This window comes from Arthrobacter sp. FX8 (assembly GCF_026723805.1).
Lineage (GTDB): Bacteria > Actinomycetota > Actinomycetes > Actinomycetales > Micrococcaceae > Arthrobacter.
The window spans coordinates 2,646,184-2,666,376 of record NZ_CP113505.1; the positions used below are offsets into that span (position 1 = coordinate 2,646,184).

General features: G+C 67.6%; 17 protein-coding genes and 1 pseudogene. 12 read left to right on the top strand and 6 right to left on the bottom strand.

Features of this window, described 5'->3' with window-relative positions:
* Positions 1-127 precede the first annotated feature (127 nt).
* Together OUO20_RS12265 and OUO20_RS12270 are read left to right on the top strand one after the other, a co-directional pair.
* On the top strand, positions 128-1,201 hold the full coding sequence (locus tag OUO20_RS12265; protein ID WP_268001819.1) for a glucose 1-dehydrogenase: 1,074 nt from the start codon (positions 128-130) through the stop codon (positions 1,199-1,201).
* Entirely contained in the window at positions 1,198-2,166 is a 969-nt protein-coding gene (locus OUO20_RS12270) for an aldose 1-epimerase family protein (RefSeq protein ID WP_268001820.1), read from the top strand. The genes OUO20_RS12265 and OUO20_RS12270 overlap by 4 nt, the downstream gene beginning before the upstream one ends.
* 121 nt (positions 2,167-2,287) lie before the next feature.
* Here OUO20_RS12270 and OUO20_RS12275 read toward each other — a convergent pair whose 3' ends face one another.
* Positions 2,288-2,788: a MarR family transcriptional regulator gene (locus OUO20_RS12275; RefSeq protein WP_056392902.1), complete on the bottom strand. Its 501-nt coding sequence runs from the start codon at positions 2,786-2,788 to the stop codon at positions 2,288-2,290.
* Between the two features lie 84 nt (positions 2,789-2,872).
* On the opposite strand from OUO20_RS12275, the gene OUO20_RS12280 reads away from it, so the two are divergent.
* The 9 genes and pseudogenes from OUO20_RS12280 to OUO20_RS12320 all read left to right on the top strand — a co-directional run bounded on the left by OUO20_RS12280 (position 2,873) and on the right by OUO20_RS12320 (position 11,869).
* Positions 2,873-3,340 carry a hypothetical protein gene (locus OUO20_RS12280; RefSeq protein ID WP_018768701.1) on the top strand — a complete coding sequence of 156 codons (468 nt, stop codon included), beginning with the start codon at positions 2,873-2,875 and terminating at the stop codon, positions 3,338-3,340.
* The gene (locus tag OUO20_RS12285; RefSeq protein ID WP_018768702.1) at positions 3,337-4,002 is read left to right on the top strand and encodes a gluconate 2-dehydrogenase subunit 3 family protein; all 666 of its coding nucleotides are present in this window, start codon (positions 3,337-3,339) and stop codon (positions 4,000-4,002) included. The genes OUO20_RS12280 and OUO20_RS12285 overlap by 4 nt, the downstream gene beginning before the upstream one ends.
* Positions 3,999-5,195 (top strand): GMC family oxidoreductase N-terminal domain-containing protein, encoded by a 1,197-nt coding sequence (locus tag OUO20_RS12290; protein WP_268001821.1) that lies wholly within the window; start codon positions 3,999-4,001, stop codon positions 5,193-5,195. The genes OUO20_RS12285 and OUO20_RS12290 overlap by 4 nt, the downstream gene beginning before the upstream one ends.
* Positions 5,192-5,653 (top strand): GMC family oxidoreductase, encoded by a 462-nt coding sequence (locus OUO20_RS12295; protein WP_268001822.1) that lies wholly within the window; start codon positions 5,192-5,194, stop codon positions 5,651-5,653. Before OUO20_RS12290 ends, OUO20_RS12295 begins: the two co-directional genes overlap by 4 nt.
* Before the next feature lie 2 nt (positions 5,654-5,655).
* Complete coding sequence (locus tag OUO20_RS12300; protein ID WP_018768704.1) at positions 5,656-7,446, top strand: thiamine pyrophosphate-requiring protein; 1,791 nt, start codon at positions 5,656-5,658, stop codon at positions 7,444-7,446.
* 3 nt (positions 7,447-7,449) lie between these two features.
* Positions 7,450-8,556: an enolase C-terminal domain-like protein gene (locus OUO20_RS12305; RefSeq protein ID WP_018768705.1), complete on the top strand. Its 1,107-nt coding sequence runs from the start codon at positions 7,450-7,452 to the stop codon at positions 8,554-8,556.
* A gap of 42 nt (positions 8,557-8,598) precedes the next feature.
* A complete protein-coding gene (locus OUO20_RS12310) occupies positions 8,599-9,216 on the top strand; it encodes a hypothetical protein (protein WP_018768706.1) in 618 nt (205 codons plus the stop codon).
* Positions 9,216-9,971, top strand: coding sequence for a ZIP family metal transporter (locus OUO20_RS12315; RefSeq protein WP_018768707.1), 756 nt, complete (start codon positions 9,216-9,218; stop codon positions 9,969-9,971). The genes OUO20_RS12310 and OUO20_RS12315 overlap by 1 nt, the downstream gene beginning before the upstream one ends.
* Before the next feature lie 63 nt (positions 9,972-10,034).
* Positions 10,035-11,869: pseudogene (locus OUO20_RS12320) on the top strand (glycoside hydrolase family 15 protein).
* On the opposite strand, the gene OUO20_RS12325 reads toward OUO20_RS12320, so the two are convergent.
* From OUO20_RS12325 to OUO20_RS12340, 4 genes are all read right to left on the bottom strand, one after another.
* A complete protein-coding gene (locus OUO20_RS12325; RefSeq protein WP_268001823.1) occupies positions 11,787-14,315 on the bottom strand; it encodes a hypothetical protein in 2,529 nt (842 codons plus the stop codon). The pseudogene OUO20_RS12320 and the gene OUO20_RS12325 sit on opposite strands and share 83 nt — an antisense overlap.
* Before the next feature lie 5 nt (positions 14,316-14,320).
* The gene (locus OUO20_RS12330; protein WP_018768710.1) at positions 14,321-14,992 is read right to left on the bottom strand and encodes a hypothetical protein; all 672 of its coding nucleotides are present in this window, start codon (positions 14,990-14,992) and stop codon (positions 14,321-14,323) included.
* A gap of 90 nt (positions 14,993-15,082) precedes the next feature.
* On the bottom strand, positions 15,083-16,777 hold the full coding sequence (locus OUO20_RS12335; protein WP_223992436.1) for a phospholipase C: 1,695 nt from the start codon (positions 16,775-16,777) through the stop codon (positions 15,083-15,085).
* Positions 16,778-16,808: 31 nt separating this feature from the next.
* Positions 16,809-17,831, bottom strand: a complete 1,023-nt coding sequence (locus OUO20_RS12340) for a DUF6454 family protein (RefSeq protein ID WP_018768712.1) — start codon at positions 17,829-17,831, stop codon at positions 16,809-16,811.
* Between the two features lie 277 nt (positions 17,832-18,108).
* Between OUO20_RS12340 and OUO20_RS12345 the strand changes: the two genes are divergently transcribed.
* On the top strand, positions 18,109-19,197 hold the full coding sequence (locus OUO20_RS12345) for a glycerophosphodiester phosphodiesterase family protein (RefSeq protein ID WP_018768713.1): 1,089 nt from the start codon (positions 18,109-18,111) through the stop codon (positions 19,195-19,197).
* A gap of 81 nt (positions 19,198-19,278) precedes the next feature.
* Here the strand turns inward: OUO20_RS12345 and OUO20_RS12350 are convergent, their stop codons facing one another.
* Positions 19,279-20,100, bottom strand: a complete 822-nt coding sequence (locus OUO20_RS12350) for an alpha/beta fold hydrolase (protein ID WP_018768714.1) — start codon at positions 20,098-20,100, stop codon at positions 19,279-19,281.
* Positions 20,101-20,193: the final 93 nt, after the last annotated feature.

A 20,193-nucleotide genomic window follows, 5' to 3' on the forward strand; every position in this document is an offset into this window, starting at 1 on the left:
AAGCCGACTGGCTGCCCGGCTGCTGAGCGGGCTCGATGGACGTTAGCGCTTGCTTCCCCCACACTGTTGCGTCATCGCAAATAAAGCGAGACACTGGCCAGGACAACCACGGCTAAAGGGAGACATCATGCGTGCGCTGACAGTGACCCCGGGAGTCAAGGACTCCCTTCACCTGCGCGACATTCCGGAACCGGCAGCGGGTGAAGGACAAGTGCTGGTGGATGCCCTGGCGGTTGGCCTCTGCGGCACCGACGCCGAGATCATCGCGGCAGATTACGGCGAGGCTCCGCCGGGTCAGGACTACCTGGTGCTGGGCCATGAAAACCTGGGCCGGGTGCGGGAAGCTCCGCGGGATTCCGGCCTCGCCGAGGGAGACCTGGTGGTGGGCATTGTCCGCAGGCCCGATCCCGAACCCTGCAAAGCCTGCGCCGCCGGCGAGTGGGACATGTGCCTGAACGGCAAGTACACCGAGCACGGCATCAAAGGCCTGGACGGATTCGCGCGCCAGCAATGGCGCGCCGACCCGCAGTCGATAGTGAAACTGGAGGCGGGGCTGGAAGACGTGGGTGTGCTGCTGGAGCCCACCACCATCGTGGCCAAGGCCTGGGAACAGATCACCAGGATCGGGCAGCGGGCTTTCTTCGACCCTCATATCGCCGTGGTGACCGGAGCCGGACCCGTTGGCTTGCTCGCCGCACTTCTGGGCGTCCAGCAGGGCCTGGAAGTCCACGTCTTCGACATCGTCAAGGACGGGCCCAAGCCGGAGCTGGTCCGGGACCTCGGAGCCATCTACCACAGCGAATCACTGCCGGACTCCGGCCTGAAACCGAACGTCCTGGTTGAGTGCACGGGCGTCACCCCCGTGGTCCTGGACGCACTGCGCTGCCGCGCCCAGGACGCCATCACCTGCCTGACCGGCGTCTCGGGAACCGGGAACCAAACGGAAGTGGATGTCGGCGCCCTCAACCGCGAGGAAGTGCTGATGAACGGCGTGGTCTTCGGCAGTGTCAACGCCAACCGGCGCCACTACGATGCCGGCGCCAAGGCCCTGTCCTCTGCCAACCCCGACTGGCTGCGCCGCCTCATCAGCCGCCGGGTACCCCTCGAAAACTACGCTGAGGCCTTCCATCACAGGCCTGACGACGTCAAGGTTGTGCTGGACCTGCAAGAGTCCCGCGGCGGCAGAGGCGACCAGCGATGATTCTCCGCCGGGAACCAACAGAAGCCACCATCGACCACCGGCACCCGTCCGGGCTCCAGTACGAAATCCGGTACGGCGGGCAAACCGCGCACCTCACGGAGGTTGGCGGGGCATTGCGGGACTACCTGCTGGACGGCCGCCCCTTGCTGGACGGGTATGGACCGGATGAGATGTGCACGGGCGCACGCGGTCAGTCGCTCATTCCCTGGCCGAACCGGATCAAGGCCGGCAGCTATGAGTGGGAAGGCCGTCGGCTCCAGCTTGACCTGAGCGAGCCGGACAAAGGCGGGGCCATCCACGGACTGACCCGCTGGCGGAACTGGAATGCCCCGGTTGTGGAGCAGACCGACGACTCCATCTCCTTCGCCTACACCCTGCACGCCTGCCAAGGCTGGCCCTGGGTCCTCGACTGCCGCCTGGACTATCAACTCGGTCCGGACGGATTGACGGTGCGGAGCACGGCGGTGAACCGGAGCGACTCGCCGTGCCCCTACGGGACTGGGGCGCATCCTTACCTCAGCACAGGAACGGTGCGCGCGGGCGCTATCGACACCGCCTTGGTCCAGGTGCCGGGGCGGACGTACCTGCCCGTGGATGAACGCGGCATCCCCACCGGGCACGAGCGTGTGGACGGCACAAAGTACGACCTGCGGGAACTCCAGCAACTTGGTGGCCGGCACATCGACGTGGCCTACACCGACCTTCTCCGCGGCGGGGATGGGCGCGCCCGCGTAAGGCTGCTGCGCCCGGACCGCTCCGGAGGAGTTGAGCTGTGGGTGGACGACACATACCCCTACCTGGAGATCTTCACCGGGGACACCCTCCCCCAACGGGACCGCCGCCGGACCGGGCTGGGCGTGGAGCCCATGACGTGCGCCCCTGACGCCTTCAACTCCGGCGAAGGCCTGATCACCCTGGACCCCGGGCAATCCCACACCGGACAGTGGGGCATCAAGCCAGCCTGAAGGATTCCCTCCGCCGATCCGGGTCCAGCAGAGAAGACATCCCACTTTTGCCAACTATTGCGCAAACGCAAATATTGGGTTTCAATGAAAACATGGCTTGCCGCACCAGGATCCGGTCACGTCACGTACCGGCTCCCAACGTAAAGCGACCGTCGGAGGTACCCTGGCCGCCGGCGGCGGCTGCGAAGGCCTCCAGCGCGGCGGCCAGCGCAGGACGCCGGCCCGCAGGCATCCTGGAAATCACCTCTGCGATGGCCTGCCGCCGGTGTTCCAACACGGAGTTGACCAGTTCCTTGCCCTTGCTGGTCAACTCCAACCGGATGTATCGGCGGTCCGCGGGGTCTTCACGGCGCCGCAGCAGGTCAGCCGCTACCAGCCGGTCGCAGATGCGGGTGGCATTGGATGCGTGCACGCCAAGCTCTGCGGCGACGCCGCCGAGGTTTTGTGGTCCGCGGGTATGGATAAGGACCAGCACCCGCAGCTGTGGCGTATTGACGATGTCCTCAACCTCAGCAACAGAGCGGGCCACCACGCGCAGAAGAGTGTCGGCGGCGCCCATCACCGCTTCGACTTCCCGACTTGAAGGTTCAGGGATCAACGCAGATCCGGCAGATGTATCCATGGGCACCAGTTTCCTCTAGTGGTTGCTGTCCCGCAAAGTTTGCCAGCTTCCCTCGTCTGTTCGCAGGCGGCCCGAAGGAGAATCATGAAGACGCAACACCCGGCAGATCCGGTCCGCAGCACGGTGAATGGCATCGACCGGCTTGTACGGAATGTGCAGACGGGGAGGTTTGAGCGCTCCCTGTCAGGCCTGACGGCTGCCGGTGCCCTGGTCACGGCGGCGGAAATCTATCTGGAACATGACAAGGCCAGTTTCGGCAACAAGTGGATGTGGGTTCCCGTTGCCTTGGGCCCGCTGGGTGCCGCCGCGGGAGTAGCCGGCGTATTCAGCCGCCGCATGGCAAAGACCGCCCTCCCGCTGGCCAGCGCCGCGATCATTGCCAACGGGCTGCAAGGAACCTGGCTGCACCTGCAGGGCATCCGGCAGAAACCGGGCGGCCTGTCCAACCTGCGCTACAACCTGGAGATGGGTCCGCCGCTGTTCGCGCCGCTGCTGGTCACCCTGGTGGGCGGAATGGGGGTGTTGGCCTCCGTCCTGAGGCGGGAACCATGAGCAGCCTCCCACTGGACATGTCCGACGGCGGCGGCCGCTACCCCGGCTTCAGCACCCGCGCCCAGGCGGGCCATTGGGACCGGGCGACAGCCGCCGTCGTCGAGTCCCGCCTGGGTATGCCGCCGGACGTCCGTTTCTTCACGCCCGCAGAGGAGGCCGCAGCGCGCGCCCTCTTCGACCAGTTACTGGGCCAGCAGGGCGAGCCCCGGGTGCCGGTGGTGAACATGGTGGACGCCCGCCTGGCAGATGAGCAAACCGACGGCTGGCACTATGACAACATGCCGAGGGACGGCGAAGCGTGGCGGGCAACGCTCGCGGCGCTGGACCGTGAAGCGCACTCCCGTGCCGGCTCCACCTTTGCCGGCCTGGATCCAGAGCAGCAGGCCGGGCTCCTGCAGGACATCTGCAATCTGCACCGGGAACTCTGGCACGGCCTGCCGGCGGACCGGGTGTGGAGCCTCTGGACCCGGTACGCCTGCACCGCCTTCTACTCGCATCCCCTGGCCTGGGACGAAATCGGCTTCGCGGGACCGGCCTACCCGCGCGGCTACAAGAACCTGGGTGTGAACCGCCTGGAGCCGTTCGAGGTGCGCGACATCCGCCCCGATGCTGACCCCACCCACGGGCCAACCCACCACGCAGGCCACGGGGCAGACCGGTGAACAGGGTCCGCGAACGCAATGAGTCCGCGTGGCTGCTCCCTTCCGGACCCGGCAGCAACCTTCGGCTGCGGGAGAACATGCGGCGGTACGCCGAAACCGATGAGGTGGACATGGTCATCGTGGGCTGCGGAGCAGGAGGTTCCACGCTGCTGCAGCGCCTGGCACGGGCCGGGTGGCGGGCGGTGGCGTTGGAGGCGGGTCCGTTCTGGGAACCCGAGCAGGACTGGGTCAGCGATGAAGCCGGATCCCACCACCTGTACTGGACCGAACCACGGGTTATTGCCGGGACTGATCCCGTGCCATTGGGGTCAAACAACTCGGGCCGGGGGGTGGGCGGCTCCATGGTCCACTTCGCCGGGTACACGCCACGTTTCCACCCCAGCGATTTCCGGACCTTCACTGCTGATGGGGTGGGCGCCGACTGGCCTCTGGAGTACGCGGAACTGCGGCCGTTCTACGAAGACATCGAAGCGGAACTGCCGGTCGCCGGGGAGCGCTGGCCGTGGGGCGACCCGCACGGCTACCCGCACCGGCCGCATCCTGTGTCCGGCAACGGCGAGCTGTTCCTGCGCGGCGCCAACGCCCGCGGCATCACCGCGAAGGTGGGTCCGGTGGCCATCGCCAACGGCAGGTTCGGCAACCGGCCGCACTGCATCTACCGGGGATTCTGCCTCCAGGGCTGCAAGGTCAACGCCAAGGCATCCCCGCTGATCACGCACGTCCCGGACGCGCTGGCCCACGGCGCCGAAATCCGCCCCGACTCGATGGCCACCCGGATCGGCTTTGACGAACGCAGCGGGCTGGCAACCGGCGTCGAATATGTCCAGGGCGGTGTCACGAAGTTCCAGCGGGCCCGCCTGGTGGCCGTGGCCGGCTACTCGATCGAAACCCCGCGGCTGCTGCTGAACTCCGCCACGCCGCGCTTCCCGGACGGGATGTGCAACGACTTCGACCAGGTGGGACGGTACCTGATGGTGCAGGGCGCGCCCCAAACCGCCGGGCGGTTCCAGGCCGAGGTGCGGATGTGGAAGGCTCCTCCCCCGAAGTCAGCACGGAGGACTTCTACGAAACGGACCCGGCAAAGCCATACAAGCGGGGATTCTCCATCCAGTGCGTGTCCCCGTTGCCCATTACCTGGGCCGAGCATGTTGCCGCGCAAGGGCACTGGGGGTCCACCCTCCGCCGCTACATGAGCGACTACCCGCACTGGGCCTGCCTGGGCGCCCTGTGCGAATTCCTCCCCCTGAAGGAGAACCGGGTAACGCTGGCTGACGAGACGGACCGGCACGGCATTCCCGTGGCGCGCTTCAGCTACGGCCAGTGCGACAACGACCGGCAGCTGATGTCCGCAGCACAGCAGGTCATGGAAGAAATCCTGACCGCTGCAGGGGCAGAGGAAGTCATCACCATCAACCGCTATGCCCACTTGGTGGGCGGGGCCCGGATGGCAGCCACCCAGGACGCCGGTGTGGTGGACCGGAACTGCCGCAGTTTCGCGGTACGCAACCTCCTGGTCACGGACGGCAGCGTGCTGCCCACCCAGGGCAGCGCCAACCCCGCCCTGACCATCATGGCGCTGGCGGCCCGCGCCGCCCGCGTCCTGGTCCAAGGCGCCCGCCGCGGCGCCACGATGAGCGCAAAGGAAGACTGATCATGGCAACCACAGTGGCCGACTGCCTGCTCGCACGCCTCGGTGAGTGGGGTGTGGACAAGGTCTTCGGTTTCCCCGGAGACGGTATCAACGGCATCCTGGCCGCCTTTGGCGAGGCCGGCAACCAGCCGAAATTCATCCAGGCACGGCACGAGGAGATGGCCGCGTTCGAGGCCGTGGGCTACGCCAAGTTCGGCGGCCGCGTGGCCGTGTGCATGGCCACCTCCGGGCCCGGAGCCATCCATCTGCTCAACGGCCTCTACGACGCCAAGCTGGACCACGTTCCGGTGGTGGCCATCGTGGGACAGACGGCACGCAGCGCCATGGGCGGCTCCTACCAGCAGGAGGTTGACCTGCTGACTCTCTTCAAGGACGTGGCTTCCGACTACGTCCAGATGGTGACCGTCCCCCAGCAGCTGCCCAACGTCATCGACCGCGCCATCCGGATCGCGGAGGCCCAACAGGCACCCACCGCTGTGATCATCCCGGCCGATGTGCAGGAACTCGAGTATGCCGCCCCCACCCACGACTTCAAGATGGTCCCTTCCAGCGTCGGTGTCCGCTGGCCCGACATCCAGCCTGACACCGACTCGATCCGCGGTGCCGCGCAACTCCTGAATGAAGGCTCCAAGGTGGCCATCCTGATCGGACAAGGGGCGCGGGGCGCGGCCGCGGAGGTCCGGGAAGTGGCTGAACTGCTGGGAGCAGGGGTGGCCAAGGCGCTGCTGGGCAAGGACGCCCTGCCCGATGACCTTCCCTACGTCACCGGCTCCATCGGGTTGCTGGGCACCCGCCCCAGTTACGAGATGATGCGGGACTGCGACACCCTGCTCACGGTGGGATCCAGTTTCCCGTACACGCAGTTCCTGCCTGAACCGGGCCAGGCGCGTGGCGTGCAGATCGACGTCGACCCCAAGATGATCGGGCTGCGCTACACCAACGAATTCAACATCGTCTCCGACGCCGCTGCCGCCCTGCGCGCCCTGATTCCGCACCTGGCCCGCAAGCAGGAGCGGTCCTGGCGGGAAAACCTGGAATCGAACATCAGCCGCTGGTGGGAAACCATGCACGACGAAGCCATGGTCAGCGCCAACCCGGTCAACCCCATGCGGCTGTTCGCCGAACTCTCCACCCGGTTGCCGGCGGACGCGATGCTCAGCGCCGATTCCGGCTCCTCAGCCAACTGGTACGCGCGGCAGCTGAAGTTCCGGGAAGGCGTCCGCGGCTCGCTGTCCGGTAACCTGGCCACCATGGGCCCCGGTGTGCCCTACGCCATCGGCGCCAAGTTCGCCTTTCCGGCCCGGCCCGCCATCGCCTTCGCCGGGGACGGCGCCATGCAGATGAACGGGCTGGCGGAGCTCATCACGGTGAAACACTACTGGCGCGAATGGAATGATCCCCGGCTGGTGGTGGCCGTCCTGCACAACAATGACCTGAACCAGGTCACCTGGGAAATGAGGGCCATGGGCGGGGTGCCGGCCTTCCGCGAGTCCCAGGCCCTGCCCGACGTCGACTACGCGGGTTTTGCGGAGAGCCTGGGGTTGCAGGGCATCCACGTTGAGGACCCCGACGACGTGGGGCCGGCCTGGGAGAAGGCCCTCGCCGCGGACCGGCCCACCCTCCTGGACGTCCGCACCGACCCCGATATTCCGCCGATCCCGCCGCACGCCACCTTTGAACAGGCGCGGAAGACCGCGGAGGCCATGGTCAAGGGTGACGACAGCGCCTGGGGCGTGGTGAAGGAAGGGGTCAAGACCAAGATCCAGGAATTCCTGCCGCACAAGGAGGGCTGAACCGTGTCCGCCGCCGCCACCCCGGTCACCGCCATCCGGGCAAGCGCCTTCACGGTTCCAACCGACGCACCCGAAGCGGACGGCACCTACAGCTGGGACTCCACCACCCTGGTCCTGGTGGAAGCGGACGGCGGCGGGAAGACCGGGTTGGGCTGGACCTACGCCCCGGTGCCGGCGGCGGCCCTGGTGGAAGGCCTGCTGGCCCCGGCCGTCCAGGGCATTGACGTTTTGGACGTGCCGGCCGCGGCAGCTGCGATGGCGCGGACGGTGCGCAACCCTGGCCGGACCGGCTTGGCATCCTATGCCGTGTCCGCCGTCGACTGTGCCCTGTGGGACCTGAAGGCCCGGCTGCTGGAGGTGCCGCTGCATAAACTCCTGGGCGCTGTCCGGGATTCCGTGGCCGTGTACGGCAGCGGCGGGTTCACCACCTACTCCGACGACCAGCTGCGGGACCAGCTCCAGGGCTGGGCCCAGGGCCAGCACATCCCCCGGGTGAAGATCAAGATCGGCCAGGACGGCGGGACGCACGTCGCGCGGGACCTGGAGCGCATCCGCCAGGCGCGTGCCGCCATCGGGCCCGGCACGGAACTGTTCGTGGACGCCAACGGTGGCTACAGCGCCAAGCAAGCGGTCCGGGTCATGCGGGAAGCAGCAGATGAGCACGTCACCTGGTTCGAAGAACCCGTCTCCAGCGACGACCTCGCCGGACTGCGGGCGGTGCGCGCCGCCGTCGACGCCGACGTGGCCGCCGGGGAGTACGGAACGGGACTGGTGTACTTCCGGCGCATGTGCAGCGCGGACGCCGTCGACTGCCTCCAGGCCGATGTCAGCAGGTGCGGCGGGATCAGCGAATGGCTGCGCGTGGCCGCCGTCGCGGCCGCCCACGGACTGGAAATCTCAGGCCACTGCGCACCCCACCTCAGTGCCGCCGTCGCCGCAGCCACCCCTAATTCCCGGCACCTTGAGTGGTTCCACGACCACGTCCGGATCGAAAACCTGTTCTTTGACGGAGCGCTTGACCCGGACGGCGGATGGGTATGGCCGTCGGATGTCCCCGGCAACGGGCTGGCCTTCCGCGCTGCCGACGCCCGCCCTTACCGGGTCCAGTAAAAGCAGGTACCCGCCAACCATGACAGGACCGAAAGGAAGCCCATGAGCACCAGCCCAGGCAACGCGAACCCCTCCGGGGCAAAGCCACTTGACCCTGACCCCACAGGCCAGGATCCGAGCGCCGAGGACCCCGGCGGGAGGCATAAAGCGCTGCTGCAGGCGGTGATCTTCGAGGTCGCACGGGAGACCGAAGGCCGGGGGCTGGCGGATATCCGGGACATGCTGCAGTCAGGTTTCGCGCGCGCCGGCGTGGCGGCACCTACCAATGCATGGCTGGACTCGGTGGCTTCCGCGGCGTTCTATGGAGAGCCGTACATCATCGACCTCCCCGCAGCCCTGGCGGCGGAGGGTGCAGTGCCCGCCCCCAACCAGGAGGTACGGGAACGGCTGGCCGTACGCCGGGAGCTGCGGCAGGAACAACTGCCGTCGGGGATCTTTCCTCCCGCGTCGGCCTGGGAGTTGGATGAGAACGACGCCACCGGCAGAAGGCCGGAGCCGGGCCCCGACGCCCGGGCCGTGCTGGAAAGCACCCGTGCGGCGCGGCGGATGCTTGCCGTGGCGGCGTCAGGCGCGGCCGCGGGCCTGGCCTTTGCGGCGGTCCGGGCGGCGAGGAACGCACGGCGCTGGAGAAGCGGGCGTTCGACGGCGGGTGGTGCCTAATGCCGGCATGGCTGCAGGCATGGATGTGGGGCACCATCGCCGGCGGGGCGCTGGTAGTGGGATGCGCGCTGGCGTGGAAATGGAAGATCCCGCCAAAGGTGGTGTCCTCTGTGATGTCGTTCGGCGCCGGTGTGCTGATTTCTGCGCTGTCGTTTGAGCTCGTGGAGGAGGCCGTCAACGGCGGCGGACTGTGGCCCACCATCGCCGGGTTCGCCAGCGGCGCCCTGGTGTATGTGGCTGCCAATGCCGTGTTGGCCAGCAAGGGCGCGAAGCATCGGAAACGGTCGGGCGGCAAGCAGCCCTCCGAAAAGGAAAAGCCGGGCAGCGGGACGGCCATCGCCATCGGCGCGCTGCTGGACGGCATCCCGGAATCGGTGGTCCTGGGGGTGGGGCTGGTGACAGCGGGCGCGGTCAGCCCTGCCATGCTGGCCGCCGTCTTCATCTCCAATGTCCCCGAGGGACTGTCCAGCACAGCTGGGATGAAAAGGGCCGGCCGCGGGCCTGGCTACGTGTTCGGCGTGTGGGGCGGCATCGCCGTCCTCTCCGGTTTTGCCGCGCTGGTCGGGTTCCTGGTCCTGCAGAACGCCCCCGGGGAACTGGTCGCCTTCATCACCGCCGTTGCGGCCGGCGCCATCCTGGCGATGCTCGCCGACACAATGATTCCCGAGGCCTTCGAGGAGCACCACCTGCTTACCGGCCTGATCGCCGCCGCGGGATTCCTGGCGGCATTCACCGTGGACCAGGTGGGCGGATAGCTTCCCGGCTTCCCAACTGGCGGGAAGCCGCACCATGTCGGATACGAAACCCCGGAGGAACAGATGGCAAGGATCGAAGACTATGCGATCATCGGTGACCTGCACACGGCTGCATTGGTGGGCCGCAGCGGGTCCATCGACTGGATGTGCATGCCAAACTTCGATTCACCGGCATGCTTCGCGGCCCTGCTGGACTCGCCGGAGGCGGGGCGGTGGCGGCTGGACTCGCCGGAGGCGGGGCGGTGGCGGCTGGCCCCGGCCGGAGCCGGTGACTGCACCCGGCGGCGCTACCGGCCCGGCACGCTGATCCTGGAGACGGAATGGGACACGGCGGATGGAAGCGTCAGGGTAACGGACTTGATGCCGGTCCGCGATGGTTCCGCTGACGTGGTGCGCATGGTGGAGGGCCTGAAGGGGAGCGTTGCCATGCAGGGCGAACTGTCCCTGCGCTTCGATTACGGCCGGATCGTTCCGTGGGTCCGGCGGACCAGCCACGGCATCAGCGCCATCGCGGGCCCTGACGCCGCCTACCTCAGCACCCCCGCGCCGCTGGAGGGCAAGGACATGCGGACCGTCAGTGAATTCACCGTCAACGCCGGTGACCGCATCCCGTTCGTCCTGCGCTGGGCACACAGTTACAAGGCCGTCCCGGACCAAACCGAGCCGGAGAAGGCGCTGGCCTCCACGCAGGAGTATTGGGAGCAATGGACCGGCCGGAACTCCATGGCTGGCGACTACAAAGACGCGGTGGAACGGTCCCTGATCACCCTCAAGGCACTTACCTTCGCCCCGACCGGAGGCATCGTGGCCGCCGCAACCACCTCATTGCCTGAGAACCCCGGGGGCAGCCGCAACTGGGACTACCGCTTCTGCTGGCTGCGGGACGCCACCCTGACGCTGCAGTCCCTGCTGGCCTGCGGCTACAAGGATGAAGCAGCAGCGTGGCGGGAATGGCTGCTGCGTGCGGTGGCCGGCAACCCCGCGGATTTGCAGATTATGTATGGGCTGGACGGGACACGCCGGCTGCCCGAGGCCGAGCTGCCGTGGCTTGGAGGGTTCGAAGGTTCCAAGCCTGTCCGGACCGGCAACGCCGCGGCCCCGCAGCTGCAGCTGGACGTGTGGGGAGAGGTCCTGGACGGCCTGGCCCTCACCCGGGCCGCGGACCCCGGCACCACGGATGATTCCTGGGATATCCAGGTGGCGTTGATGGAGTTCCTGGAGGGCGCGTGGGACCAGCCGGACAACGGGCTCTGGGAGATGCGGGGGCCCCGGCGCCATTTCACCCATTCCAAGGTCATGGCCTGGGTGGCCGCGGACCGGATGGTCAAGGCCGTCCAGGAATCCGGCCTTCCCGGACCCGGGGGCGCTGGGCCGCACTGCGCAAGCAGATCCACGACGACGTCATGACGCACGGCTTCGACCAAAAACGCAACACCTTCGTCCAGTCCTACGGCAGCAGCGAACTCGATGCCAGCCTGCTGCTGATCCCCCGCGTCGGGTTCCTTCCCCATGACCATCCCCGCGTCGTGGGCACGGTGGACGCGGTCCAGAAGAACCTGACCGAGGACGGGTTCGTCCTGCGGTACCACCCCGAGGCCAGCAATGACGGGCTGCCTGGCACCGAAGGCGTCTTCCTGGCATGCTCCTTCTGGCTCGCCGACGCGCTGCTGGGCATCGGCCGCCGGGACGAGGCCGTGGACCTGTTTGAACGCCTGCTTTCGCTGCGCAACGACGTGGGCCTGCTCAGTGAGGAATGGGACCCCCGCAACAACCGCCAGCTGGGCAACACGCCCCAGGCATTCAGCCATTTCCCGCTCATCCACTGCGCCCTCCAGCTGCAGCACGGCCCGCACCATAGCAATATGCCGCTGAAGGAAAGGCATGCTGGCCTGAAGTGAACGGCTCAGCCGGCGCTGGAAGTGGGGATTGGTGCGGGGGTCCCCCTGCGCCGGAATCCACGGTGGGTGCCGGCGTTGCCTCGTCAACGGACGACGTCGGCTGCCCGCCTTCCCCGTCCTGGCCCGCCGGCGCTGTGGCCACCTCAGTCGGAGCCGGGTTGGGCGCGCCGGCCGGGGCCGTCGGCTGGGCCGGGACGGTGGGTTCGGTTTGGGAACTGGACGTCGTGGGCCCCGGGGAGGGTCCTGCTGATGCCGGAGATGTCGGCCCGGAGGACGACGTCCCGGAAGTGCCCTTAACGATGGCCGTAATCTGCTCGTTGTAGCCGTTCAACGTGGCCTGGATATCGGAGAGCGGCACGTCCTGGAGATTCCGGCCGTACTCGGCGATCTGCGCCCACAACGCCTCGAGCTGCTGCTTGCTGGCCGGATCCAGCGGCCCGTCCAGGGTCAGGACCAGCTGGCTGGCCAGGGCGTAGGCCAGGCAGTCCAGGCAGTTGTAGTTCGCCGCCGCGGAGAGGTTCTGCGGGACGATGACGTCCGCCTGCCCCACCACCAGGACCACCTGGAATCCGACAGCCACCGCGGCGCAGCCCGTGCAGTTGGCGAACGCATAAGCCTCGTTGGTGGTGGTGACGGGATTGCCGTCCTCGGCCCACACCAGCGCGAACGCCACGCTGTACGTCACCGAGCCGTCGGTGGTGTTGACCGCGAGCGCCTGGTTTCCGTCGCCCTCCGGGGCGGCGGGCCGGTCGAACGGGAACACCCAGGACGGCGCCGCAGCGGAAGAAGCGCCGCCGGTGGAGGACGCCCCGGTACCAGAGGCATCTGCGGGTACCAGCACCATGCTCAGCTGCGGGTTGTCCCGCGTGGGCTTGGTGGCGCCGGCCGGCCACAGCGCAACGGTCTGCCCGGTTGCTCCCTGCCGGAGCGCCCCGCGCTCACGCTGGGGAAGGATTGCGCGGGTGGCGTCCCCCAGTGTCCCGCGTTCGTAAGCTTGGACCGGACGGTAGGTCCCGCCGTCGGGCCACCATGCCCAGGCGAGCCCTGCCAGAAGAGCCGCGACGGCGGCCATGGCAACGGTGCGCTGCACCGCCTTGCCGCGCGTTTTCTGCCACAGCCCGGTCACCAGCTGCCGCAGTAGCCGCACCACGATGTACAGCACGCCCAGCACCGGCACGGCCACCACAACAACCGCCAGTGCCCGCACCGCCGCGCCCAAAACGTCGCCGGACGACAGACTCGCCGCCAGCATTTCCTGCTGCTTGACCGCACTCGCCCAGCCCGTCGCCAGCAGCCGCGGCAGGGAAAGCACCATCATCACCATGCTGAACAGCAGCACCGGAACGGTCACCAGGACCCAGACGGTGACCACGGCCCGGGCCCAGGGCTTGAGCACCTTGCTTTCAGGGTTGCCCCACCGCCACGGAAGGATCCCCAGGAGGGTGGGCTTGATCCGCTGGAAAAGGTCGGGCACGCCGGTGGCGTCGGCCAGGATGTGGTAGCCGTCGTACTTCACCAGCGGGATCAGCTGGCGGACCATCTGCAGGATCTGCGTGACCACCACCAGCAGCAGCGCATCAAAGCCGGTAGCCCACCACAGTCCCATGATGGCCACTGCCACGATGGCGTTGAAGTACAGGCCGCCCAGGTCCGTGCGGATCCGGCCGCCGCGGCCCAGCCGGTATGAGTCGGTCACGTCCGTGAAGAACGCGGGCCACAGCAGGTACAGCCCGGCGCCCATTGCCCCGGGTGTTGCCCCGCCCTTGCGGGTGGCGGCGGCATGGCCGAATTCGTGGAAGCCGGCGGAGAGGATGGTGACGGCGAGGATCAGCAGCAGGAGAGCGGGCTGGGCAAACGCCTCGTGGGTGGCCGAGCCCAGGCCCTTGACCATGAGCACCCACCAGCAGGCGGCCAGGAACGCCGCCGTTACTGCCACCACGATCAGCGGGTTGAAGAGGACAGCGAACGGGGCCGTGATCCTGCGGGTGCGTTGGGGGTCGGACACGATATAGCGGAACCGCAGGCCCAGCAGCGGGTTGGCCTTCCTGACTTCGGGCTGGGTGCCGTCGGCGAGCCGGAGGAGGCCCATCGGGAGCAGCTGCGAATCCATCAGGGTGCGCACGTTGTCCGCGCTGACCAGCCGTCCGGAGCCTTCGCTGACGCGCCGGGCGATGCCCTCAAGGTCCCGCGTCCCGTCGGCGGCCTCCAGCACCAAATACAGGAGCCTGGTCAGCTGCAGGGTCTGGCCGTCGGCGCGCCGAACCAAGGCGGGCGGTTCGCGGTAGCCGGATCCCTCGGCGGGGCCAAGCAGCTGCACACCGTCGGCCAGGGCTGGAAGGTGGCCGCCCGCCGTCGAGCTGCCTTGGTCCGGCGGGTCCTGGGCAAGGGTGGCGCGTGACGACGGCGGGCCCGCCTCGGGAGGCGGCCCGCCGTGGGTTTGGGTCATCTGCCTTACTGCTGCAGGTCGGACTGCTGATCGGCCGTGGCGTTGGCCTCGCCGTCGATGTGCTGCGAGATGGTGGCGCTCTGGTCCGAGATGGCGTAGGCCTGGCTGTCGATGGAGCCGATGTTCGCGGCCACCGCCGCGTCGATGGGAGCGGCAACGTTGGCGTTGGCGGCCACGGCACCGTTGATGGGTGCCGCGATGGCGGCGTCGGCGTCCAGGTTTACATCGACGTTCAGAAGGTTGCCGTTCAGGGCGCCCGCTGCATCCGTCAGCCCGCCGGTGCCCGAGGGGACCGTTACCGAACCGGACGTTCCGTCCGTGGTCCCGTCCGTGGTTCCGGTATCGGTGGTACCCCCGTCAGCGGTGCCATCAGCCTGGCCGATGACGCTGTCCTGCGTGGAGTCCGCATTCGCGTCGGCAGTGATGCCCTGGTCAATGGCGGCGTCCTGGCTGGACAGTGCCTGCGCGTCCGAGCCGAAGGACAGGATGTTGGCCGAGGCTGCTGCGTCGATCGGTGCCGCCACGTTGGCGTTGGCGGCTACGGCCAGGTCGATGGGTGCTGCGGCGTTGATACCAAGGTCCAGGTCAGCGTTCAGGTCCAGGACCGATGCAACTTCCTTGTCCGGAAGCGCGGTGGCCTGTTCCGACATCAGTTCTTCATCAGTGAGGGGACGCATTTCATTGTCCATGCTTGAGAGACCTCCGGTGCGGCGCGGGTGCTCTGCCCCCAGCGGACAGCCCGCGCCACACAATAGTAAGCATGATTATTAGTTTTGTGCAGAGGGAAGAGGAATATGGCTGACCGAGTCAATGGCTCCGGTTTGTTCGTTGAGCAGGACTTTGTCGTTGCGCTGGTGGTGGAAGTTGAACATGGCACCCAGCGAACCCGCAGCGGCGTCAGCGGAGGCATCGCCAATCCGGCCGGTGTTCCAGTTGTCCTCGATGAAGCGAAGGATGGAGGCCTGGTCCGTTTCGGTGTGGTCCACGAAGTTCTTCTTCGCATACGGGGAGATGACCACCAGCGGCTGGCGGGGGCCCGGGCCGCAGCGGTCTGCGTAGCCACCGGCCATGGGGACTCCGCTGGCCGCGGCGTCCTGGCACCAGGCGGCGTCATCCGCGGTGTTGGATGAGTTCTTCACCTTCGCGGCCACGTGGTCGTACCAGCCGTCGGAGTCGTCGTAGGCGAGCACGACGGCGGTGTCGTCCCAGTTCTTGGACTGCTGGATCTGGTTGACGGTGGCGGTGATGAAGTTTTGCTCGTCCACGGGGTCGGAGTAGGCGGCGTGGCCGTCCTGGTACATGCCGGCCTTGAGGAAGGACACGGCGGGCATATTGTCCGTATTTAGCACCTTGGTGAAATCGGTCAGGTCGTACTGGTGGTTGGCCTGCCCGTTGTGCCCGATTTCCGCGTCCGTGGCTGGCGCCAGGTGGTGCGGGTTGGCGGTGGAGGCGTAGTACTGGAACGGCTGGTGGTGCGGGGAGTAGTCCGTCACGCCGGCACCGGCGGCGTTGGTGTGCGTGGACAGGCACGACGCCGGTCCGGTGGCCGTCGCGGGGGTGGTGGGCGTGAACCCGCCCTGGAACCAGCCCCAGGAGACGCCCTTGGTGGTGAGCAGGTCGCCGATGTTGGTGCCGGTCATGCCGGCCAGGTTGTTCGCCTTGGCGTGGCTGTTGTTGGAGCAGTCGTCGTAGACGGGGTCGGGGTCGTTGATCACGGTCCCCACCCCGTTTGCGTCGGGCTGGCGGACGGCGGTGCTCCCGGTGGCCGGAGTGGCAGCGGGCTGTCCGTCTGCGGTGTATTCCTTGGCGCCTTGGGTCTGCCCGGACACCAGATTGAGGGCGCCCGGGGTGGAGGGGCCGAAGACGGTGCTGAAGTGGTTGTCGCTCATGGAATAGTTCTGGGCGTAGTTCCAGATGCCGGTCACGGTGTTGCCGTCGTAGTAGTCCATGGTGAGCCCGGGGCGCCCGTACTGGTTGGTGCCGCAGGCGTCCCGGCTGGTGTACTGGACGAACTTGTCCATGAGCCCGCCGTTGAAGGCCTTCTGTTCGGCGTTGTACCCGTGGTCCTGGTCGCAGGTGACGGCCTGCATCGGGGAGAGCCGGGCGGGCTGGATGGAATTGGGGTTGTTCGGTGCCAGCAGCCCCGCGTTGGCAAGGGTGTTGATGTCCTTGGGCGTGTCCTCGGAGGCTGTAAAGGCGGCCGTCGGCGCGCCGGAGCCCTGCTGGGTTTCACCTGGGGTGTTGGCGGCGTTGGGGTAGGTGGCGAAGTAGTGGTCAAAGGAGACGTTTTCCTGGAAGATCACCACCACGTGTTTGATGGGCGTCGCGGTGTTATCGCCTGCGGTGGCGGGCGCCGCGCCGAGGCCGAAGAGCCCGGCCGTCAGTGCCGAGGCAGCCAGGGCCGTGGCGCCGGTGGCCGCGGCCACGCGCCTTGGTGTGGACCGTCGTCGTGATTGGGGCATGGTTGAATCCGTTCGTTCCTGGTGCTGCGGGCTACGGGGCGGGGGTGACGGTGGCTTCGTAGGTGAGGATTTCGGTGCCATTGGCTTCTTCGCCGTTGTCCGGGGCCACCGTCATGGTGAGGTGGCCGCCGTCGGCGGTCATTTTGAAGGGATTGCGCGTGGCCACGTGGCCTGCTGAGGACCACTGCTGGAACGGCACGTCGCGGCTCACGCTGCGGGACTTCAGGTCGATCATCGCCATGCCGCCCAGTTCGTAGGTGGCACCGGTGCCGCCGGCGGCCGGGGTCTGCGGGAGGTTGGTGATCCCGCCGCAGAGCATTTTGGAGTCGGGCACGTACTGGCAGTCCTGGTAGTCGATGAAGTAGTTGGGGTTTTCCCAGGTGGAGAGCTGCTTGCCCTGGAGGTCCCATTCCGCGAACCGGCGCGATCCCCAGGTGTTGCCCACAAGGTGGCCGGTCTTCTTGTCCATCACGACGCCGCCGAAGTGGTCTGCCACTTCGAACTGCTTGTGCACGTCCAGGGTGGTGGCGTCCACCCGGTAGATGATGGCACTGCTGTCGGGCCGGTACTGGGCCACGGGGACCCAGACGTTGGTGCCGTCAAAGTCGATGCCGCCGGGGTGGTACATGTCCCCCTCGCCCAGGATGATGTCCTTCTGGAGGTTGCCGGCCCTGTCCATGACGAAGAGGTGGCCGATGCCCTTGCCCGGGGTGCGGTCGAATCCTCCCTGCGGAGTGGGGAACTTGGTGGTTGGCTCGGTGATCTGGACGGCCGACAGGAAGATGTGGTCCGCGCTGTAGGCCATGCCCTCGGTGTGGTAGGTGGGGAAATTCAGCTTCAGCTTGGAGGTCTGCTGCCACTTGGTGCCCCGGTCCACGCCGGTGAAGGCTTCGGCCAGGGCGGTGTCGGCTTCCTTATGGTCGCCGGATTCGTTGCCGGCCTTGGCGTTGCTGTTGCCTGCTGCCTGGGCGACGGCGGTGCCGCCGAGTGCCGACGCCGCCAGGATGATGGCTGCGGCGGCCGTGAGAATGCCTCGGGTAGGGGACGTGCTCATTGGGGGAGCCTCTCAAAGATGGGTCGTAGCAAGAGGTCCCCAAGTTACTTAGCGGTAATTAATGCCTGTTGGCAGGTAGGTGAACGCCAGATGGCGTCATGGATCACGTTCCAAAGGCAGGCGTCTGGGCTGGTCAGCCGGTTGGAGCAGCGGGTTTCCCGTTCGCGCGACGGCCACGTGCAGTTTGCCTGGGCGTCGCCGGACATTTGCCGTGGGTGGGAACAGTGGCGAAGGCCCCGCCCCGGGGCCCCCTCCCCCACATTTGGAGACTTGTCTGATGAAGTATGCAAAGCTGCTGACCGCAGCCGCCGTGTGCACCGGCCTGGCCATGGGAACATCCCTCCCGGCCCACGCAGCGGACACCAACCCCAACGGCACCGAAAACCACTTTGACCTCCAGGCCCACCGCGGCGGGATCGGCCTGACGGTCGAGTCCACGCTGGCGTCCTTCGCCAAGGGCATCGAAACGGGCGTGTCCACCCTCGAACTGGACCTGCAGATCACCAAGGACGGCCGCGAAGTCATCACCCACGACCGCAAGATCAGCGGCCAGAAGTGCCAGGACACCGCACCCGTCACCCCCGGGGATCCGCAGTTCCCCTACGTGGGCAAATACATCAAGGACCTCACGTTCGCCCAGGTCCGCAGCCTTGATTGCGGCTCAAAGACCCTGCCGCAGTTCCCCGGCCAGCAGGCTTCCCCCGGCGCCAAGATGCCCACCCTCGCCGAGGTCTTCGACCTGGCCAGGCAGTACCGCGCCAGCCAGGTCAAGTTCAACATCGAGACCAAGGTGGAGGCAGGGGCTCCCGAGCAGACGGCGCCGCGTGAACAGTTCGTGGACGTGGCCCTGCGTGAGATCAACGCCGCCAACATGGCCGAGCGGGTGTCCATCGAGAGCTTCGACTGGGGCGCCCTGCGCGTGGTGAAGGAACGCCAGCCCGGTATCCGCACGGTGGCCCTGACCAACAAGGACTTCCTGCAGGCCGGCATGCCCGGCGCCTCACCCTGGCTGGGCGGCATCGACGCCGACGACTTCGGCGGTGACCTCGTCGATGCAGCCGCGTCCCTGGGCTTCGACGCCGTCTCGCCGGTTCACGGCACACCGCAGAACGGAACCGTCACCGATCCCGGCTACGTCCCGTACGTCACCGTGGACATGGTGAACCGGGCCCACGCCAAGGGAATGCAGGTCATCCCCTGGACGGTGGACGACAAGCCCACCATGCGCGCCCTGATGGACGTGGGTGTGGACGGGCTCATCACCGACTACCCCAACGTGCTGCGTGACGTGATGGCCGAACGGTCGCTGAAGCTGCCCAAGCAGTACACGCTGGAACCCGGAGCATCAGCAACGGCAGCGGGCTGAACCTCTCCGCACCCGCAGAAGGCCCCCGTTCCGGAGTTTCCGGGACGGGGGCCTTCTACGGTCCGCGGCCGGCGCCGGGAACTAACTCCGGGCGAGCCCCAGGATCCCCGCCGCGGTCCCGGCAGCGCCACCGTGCTGGACGATGTGCGGCTTGCCGGGAATTTCCAGGAAGGTGCCGTTGGGGACCGTCGCGGCCAGCTTCTCGCACCAGTCCCTCGGGGCGATGGGGTCGCGTGAACCTCGGACCACAAGGACCGGCTGGCTCACCAGGGCCAGCCGCGCGTCCAGGTCGTAGCCCATCATGACGGGCAGCTCGGTCAGGTACCAGCGGAGCCCGGACCGGATGTAGTCGGTAAACACGATGGCATTGCCCAGCGGGCTCTCCTTCAGCCCGTCCAGGCCAAGGGCCAGGGACTGCTCCAGGACGGTCCGGCGGGTCGGGTCCACTACCGGGCCCAGCAGCGCCACATGGGACACCAGGTCCGGCCGCTGGACCGCCAGCTCGGTGGCGAACTGGGTGCCCATGGAGTGCCCCACCAGCACTGCGCGGGGTACACCCATCTTTTCCAGCACCGCAGCCGTGTGTGCGGCGTAGTCGGCCACGGACAGCTGCCGGTCCGGGGTGGGGGTGCCGCCGAAGCCGGGGAGGTCCACGGCGTAGGTGTCCCCGTGCCGGGCCAGCAGCGCCTGCAGCCGCCGGTAATAGCGGTGCGACATTCCGATGCCGTGGAGCAGCACGAAGACCGGTCGCGGGGAACCCGCAGGGCCGGCAAGGAGGTACACGTGTGAGGTCAGTCCGCCGGCGGCGACAATCCGGGGCGTAAGGCAGGGCCGCATGCCGGGCAGGTGCATCGGGCGGCGCGCGGGTTCAGCGGCGGGTGGTTGGTCGGTTGCGGCGTGCACCGGCAGTCCTTTTCAAGTTCAAATCCATCGAGCGGTTCCTACCCTAAAGTGGCCAGCGCGGCAGGTGCGCTATGGACGGTGACCTGCGTGTCG

Bases quoted from the DNA above. Each gene is read 5' to 3' on its own strand.
- OUO20_RS12345 (WP_018768713.1), top strand. From the start codon at position 18,109: ATGAAGTATGCAAAGCTGCTGACCGCAGCCGCCGTGTGCACCGGCCTG.
- OUO20_RS12330 (WP_018768710.1), bottom strand. From the start codon at position 14,992: ATGCGTCCCCTCACTGATGAAGAACTGATGTCGGAACAGGCCACCGCG.
- OUO20_RS12265 (WP_268001819.1), top strand. From the start codon at position 128: ATGCGTGCGCTGACAGTGACCCCGGGAGTCAAGGACTCCCTTCACCTG.
- OUO20_RS12280 (WP_018768701.1), top strand. From the start codon at position 2,873: ATGAAGACGCAACACCCGGCAGATCCGGTCCGCAGCACGGTGAATGGC.
- OUO20_RS12325 (WP_268001823.1), bottom strand. From the start codon at position 14,315: ATGACCCAAACCCACGGCGGGCCGCCTCCCGAGGCGGGCCCGCCGTCG.
- OUO20_RS12315 (WP_018768707.1), top strand. From the start codon at position 9,216: ATGCCGGCATGGCTGCAGGCATGGATGTGGGGCACCATCGCCGGCGGG.
- OUO20_RS12340 (WP_018768712.1), bottom strand. From the start codon at position 17,831: ATGAGCACGTCCCCTACCCGAGGCATTCTCACGGCCGCCGCAGCCATC.
- OUO20_RS12270 (WP_268001820.1), top strand. From the start codon at position 1,198: ATGATTCTCCGCCGGGAACCAACAGAAGCCACCATCGACCACCGGCAC.
- OUO20_RS12335 (WP_223992436.1), bottom strand. From the start codon at position 16,777: ATGCCCCAATCACGACGACGGTCCACACCAAGGCGCGTGGCCGCGGCC.
- OUO20_RS12275 (WP_056392902.1), bottom strand. From the start codon at position 2,788: ATGGATACATCTGCCGGATCTGCGTTGATCCCTGAACCTTCAAGTCGG.
- OUO20_RS12310 (WP_018768706.1), top strand. From the start codon at position 8,599: ATGAGCACCAGCCCAGGCAACGCGAACCCCTCCGGGGCAAAGCCACTT.
- OUO20_RS12295 (WP_268001822.1), top strand. From the start codon at position 5,192: ATGAGCGACTACCCGCACTGGGCCTGCCTGGGCGCCCTGTGCGAATTC.
- OUO20_RS12285 (WP_018768702.1), top strand. From the start codon at position 3,337: ATGAGCAGCCTCCCACTGGACATGTCCGACGGCGGCGGCCGCTACCCC.
- OUO20_RS12300 (WP_018768704.1), top strand. From the start codon at position 5,656: ATGGCAACCACAGTGGCCGACTGCCTGCTCGCACGCCTCGGTGAGTGG.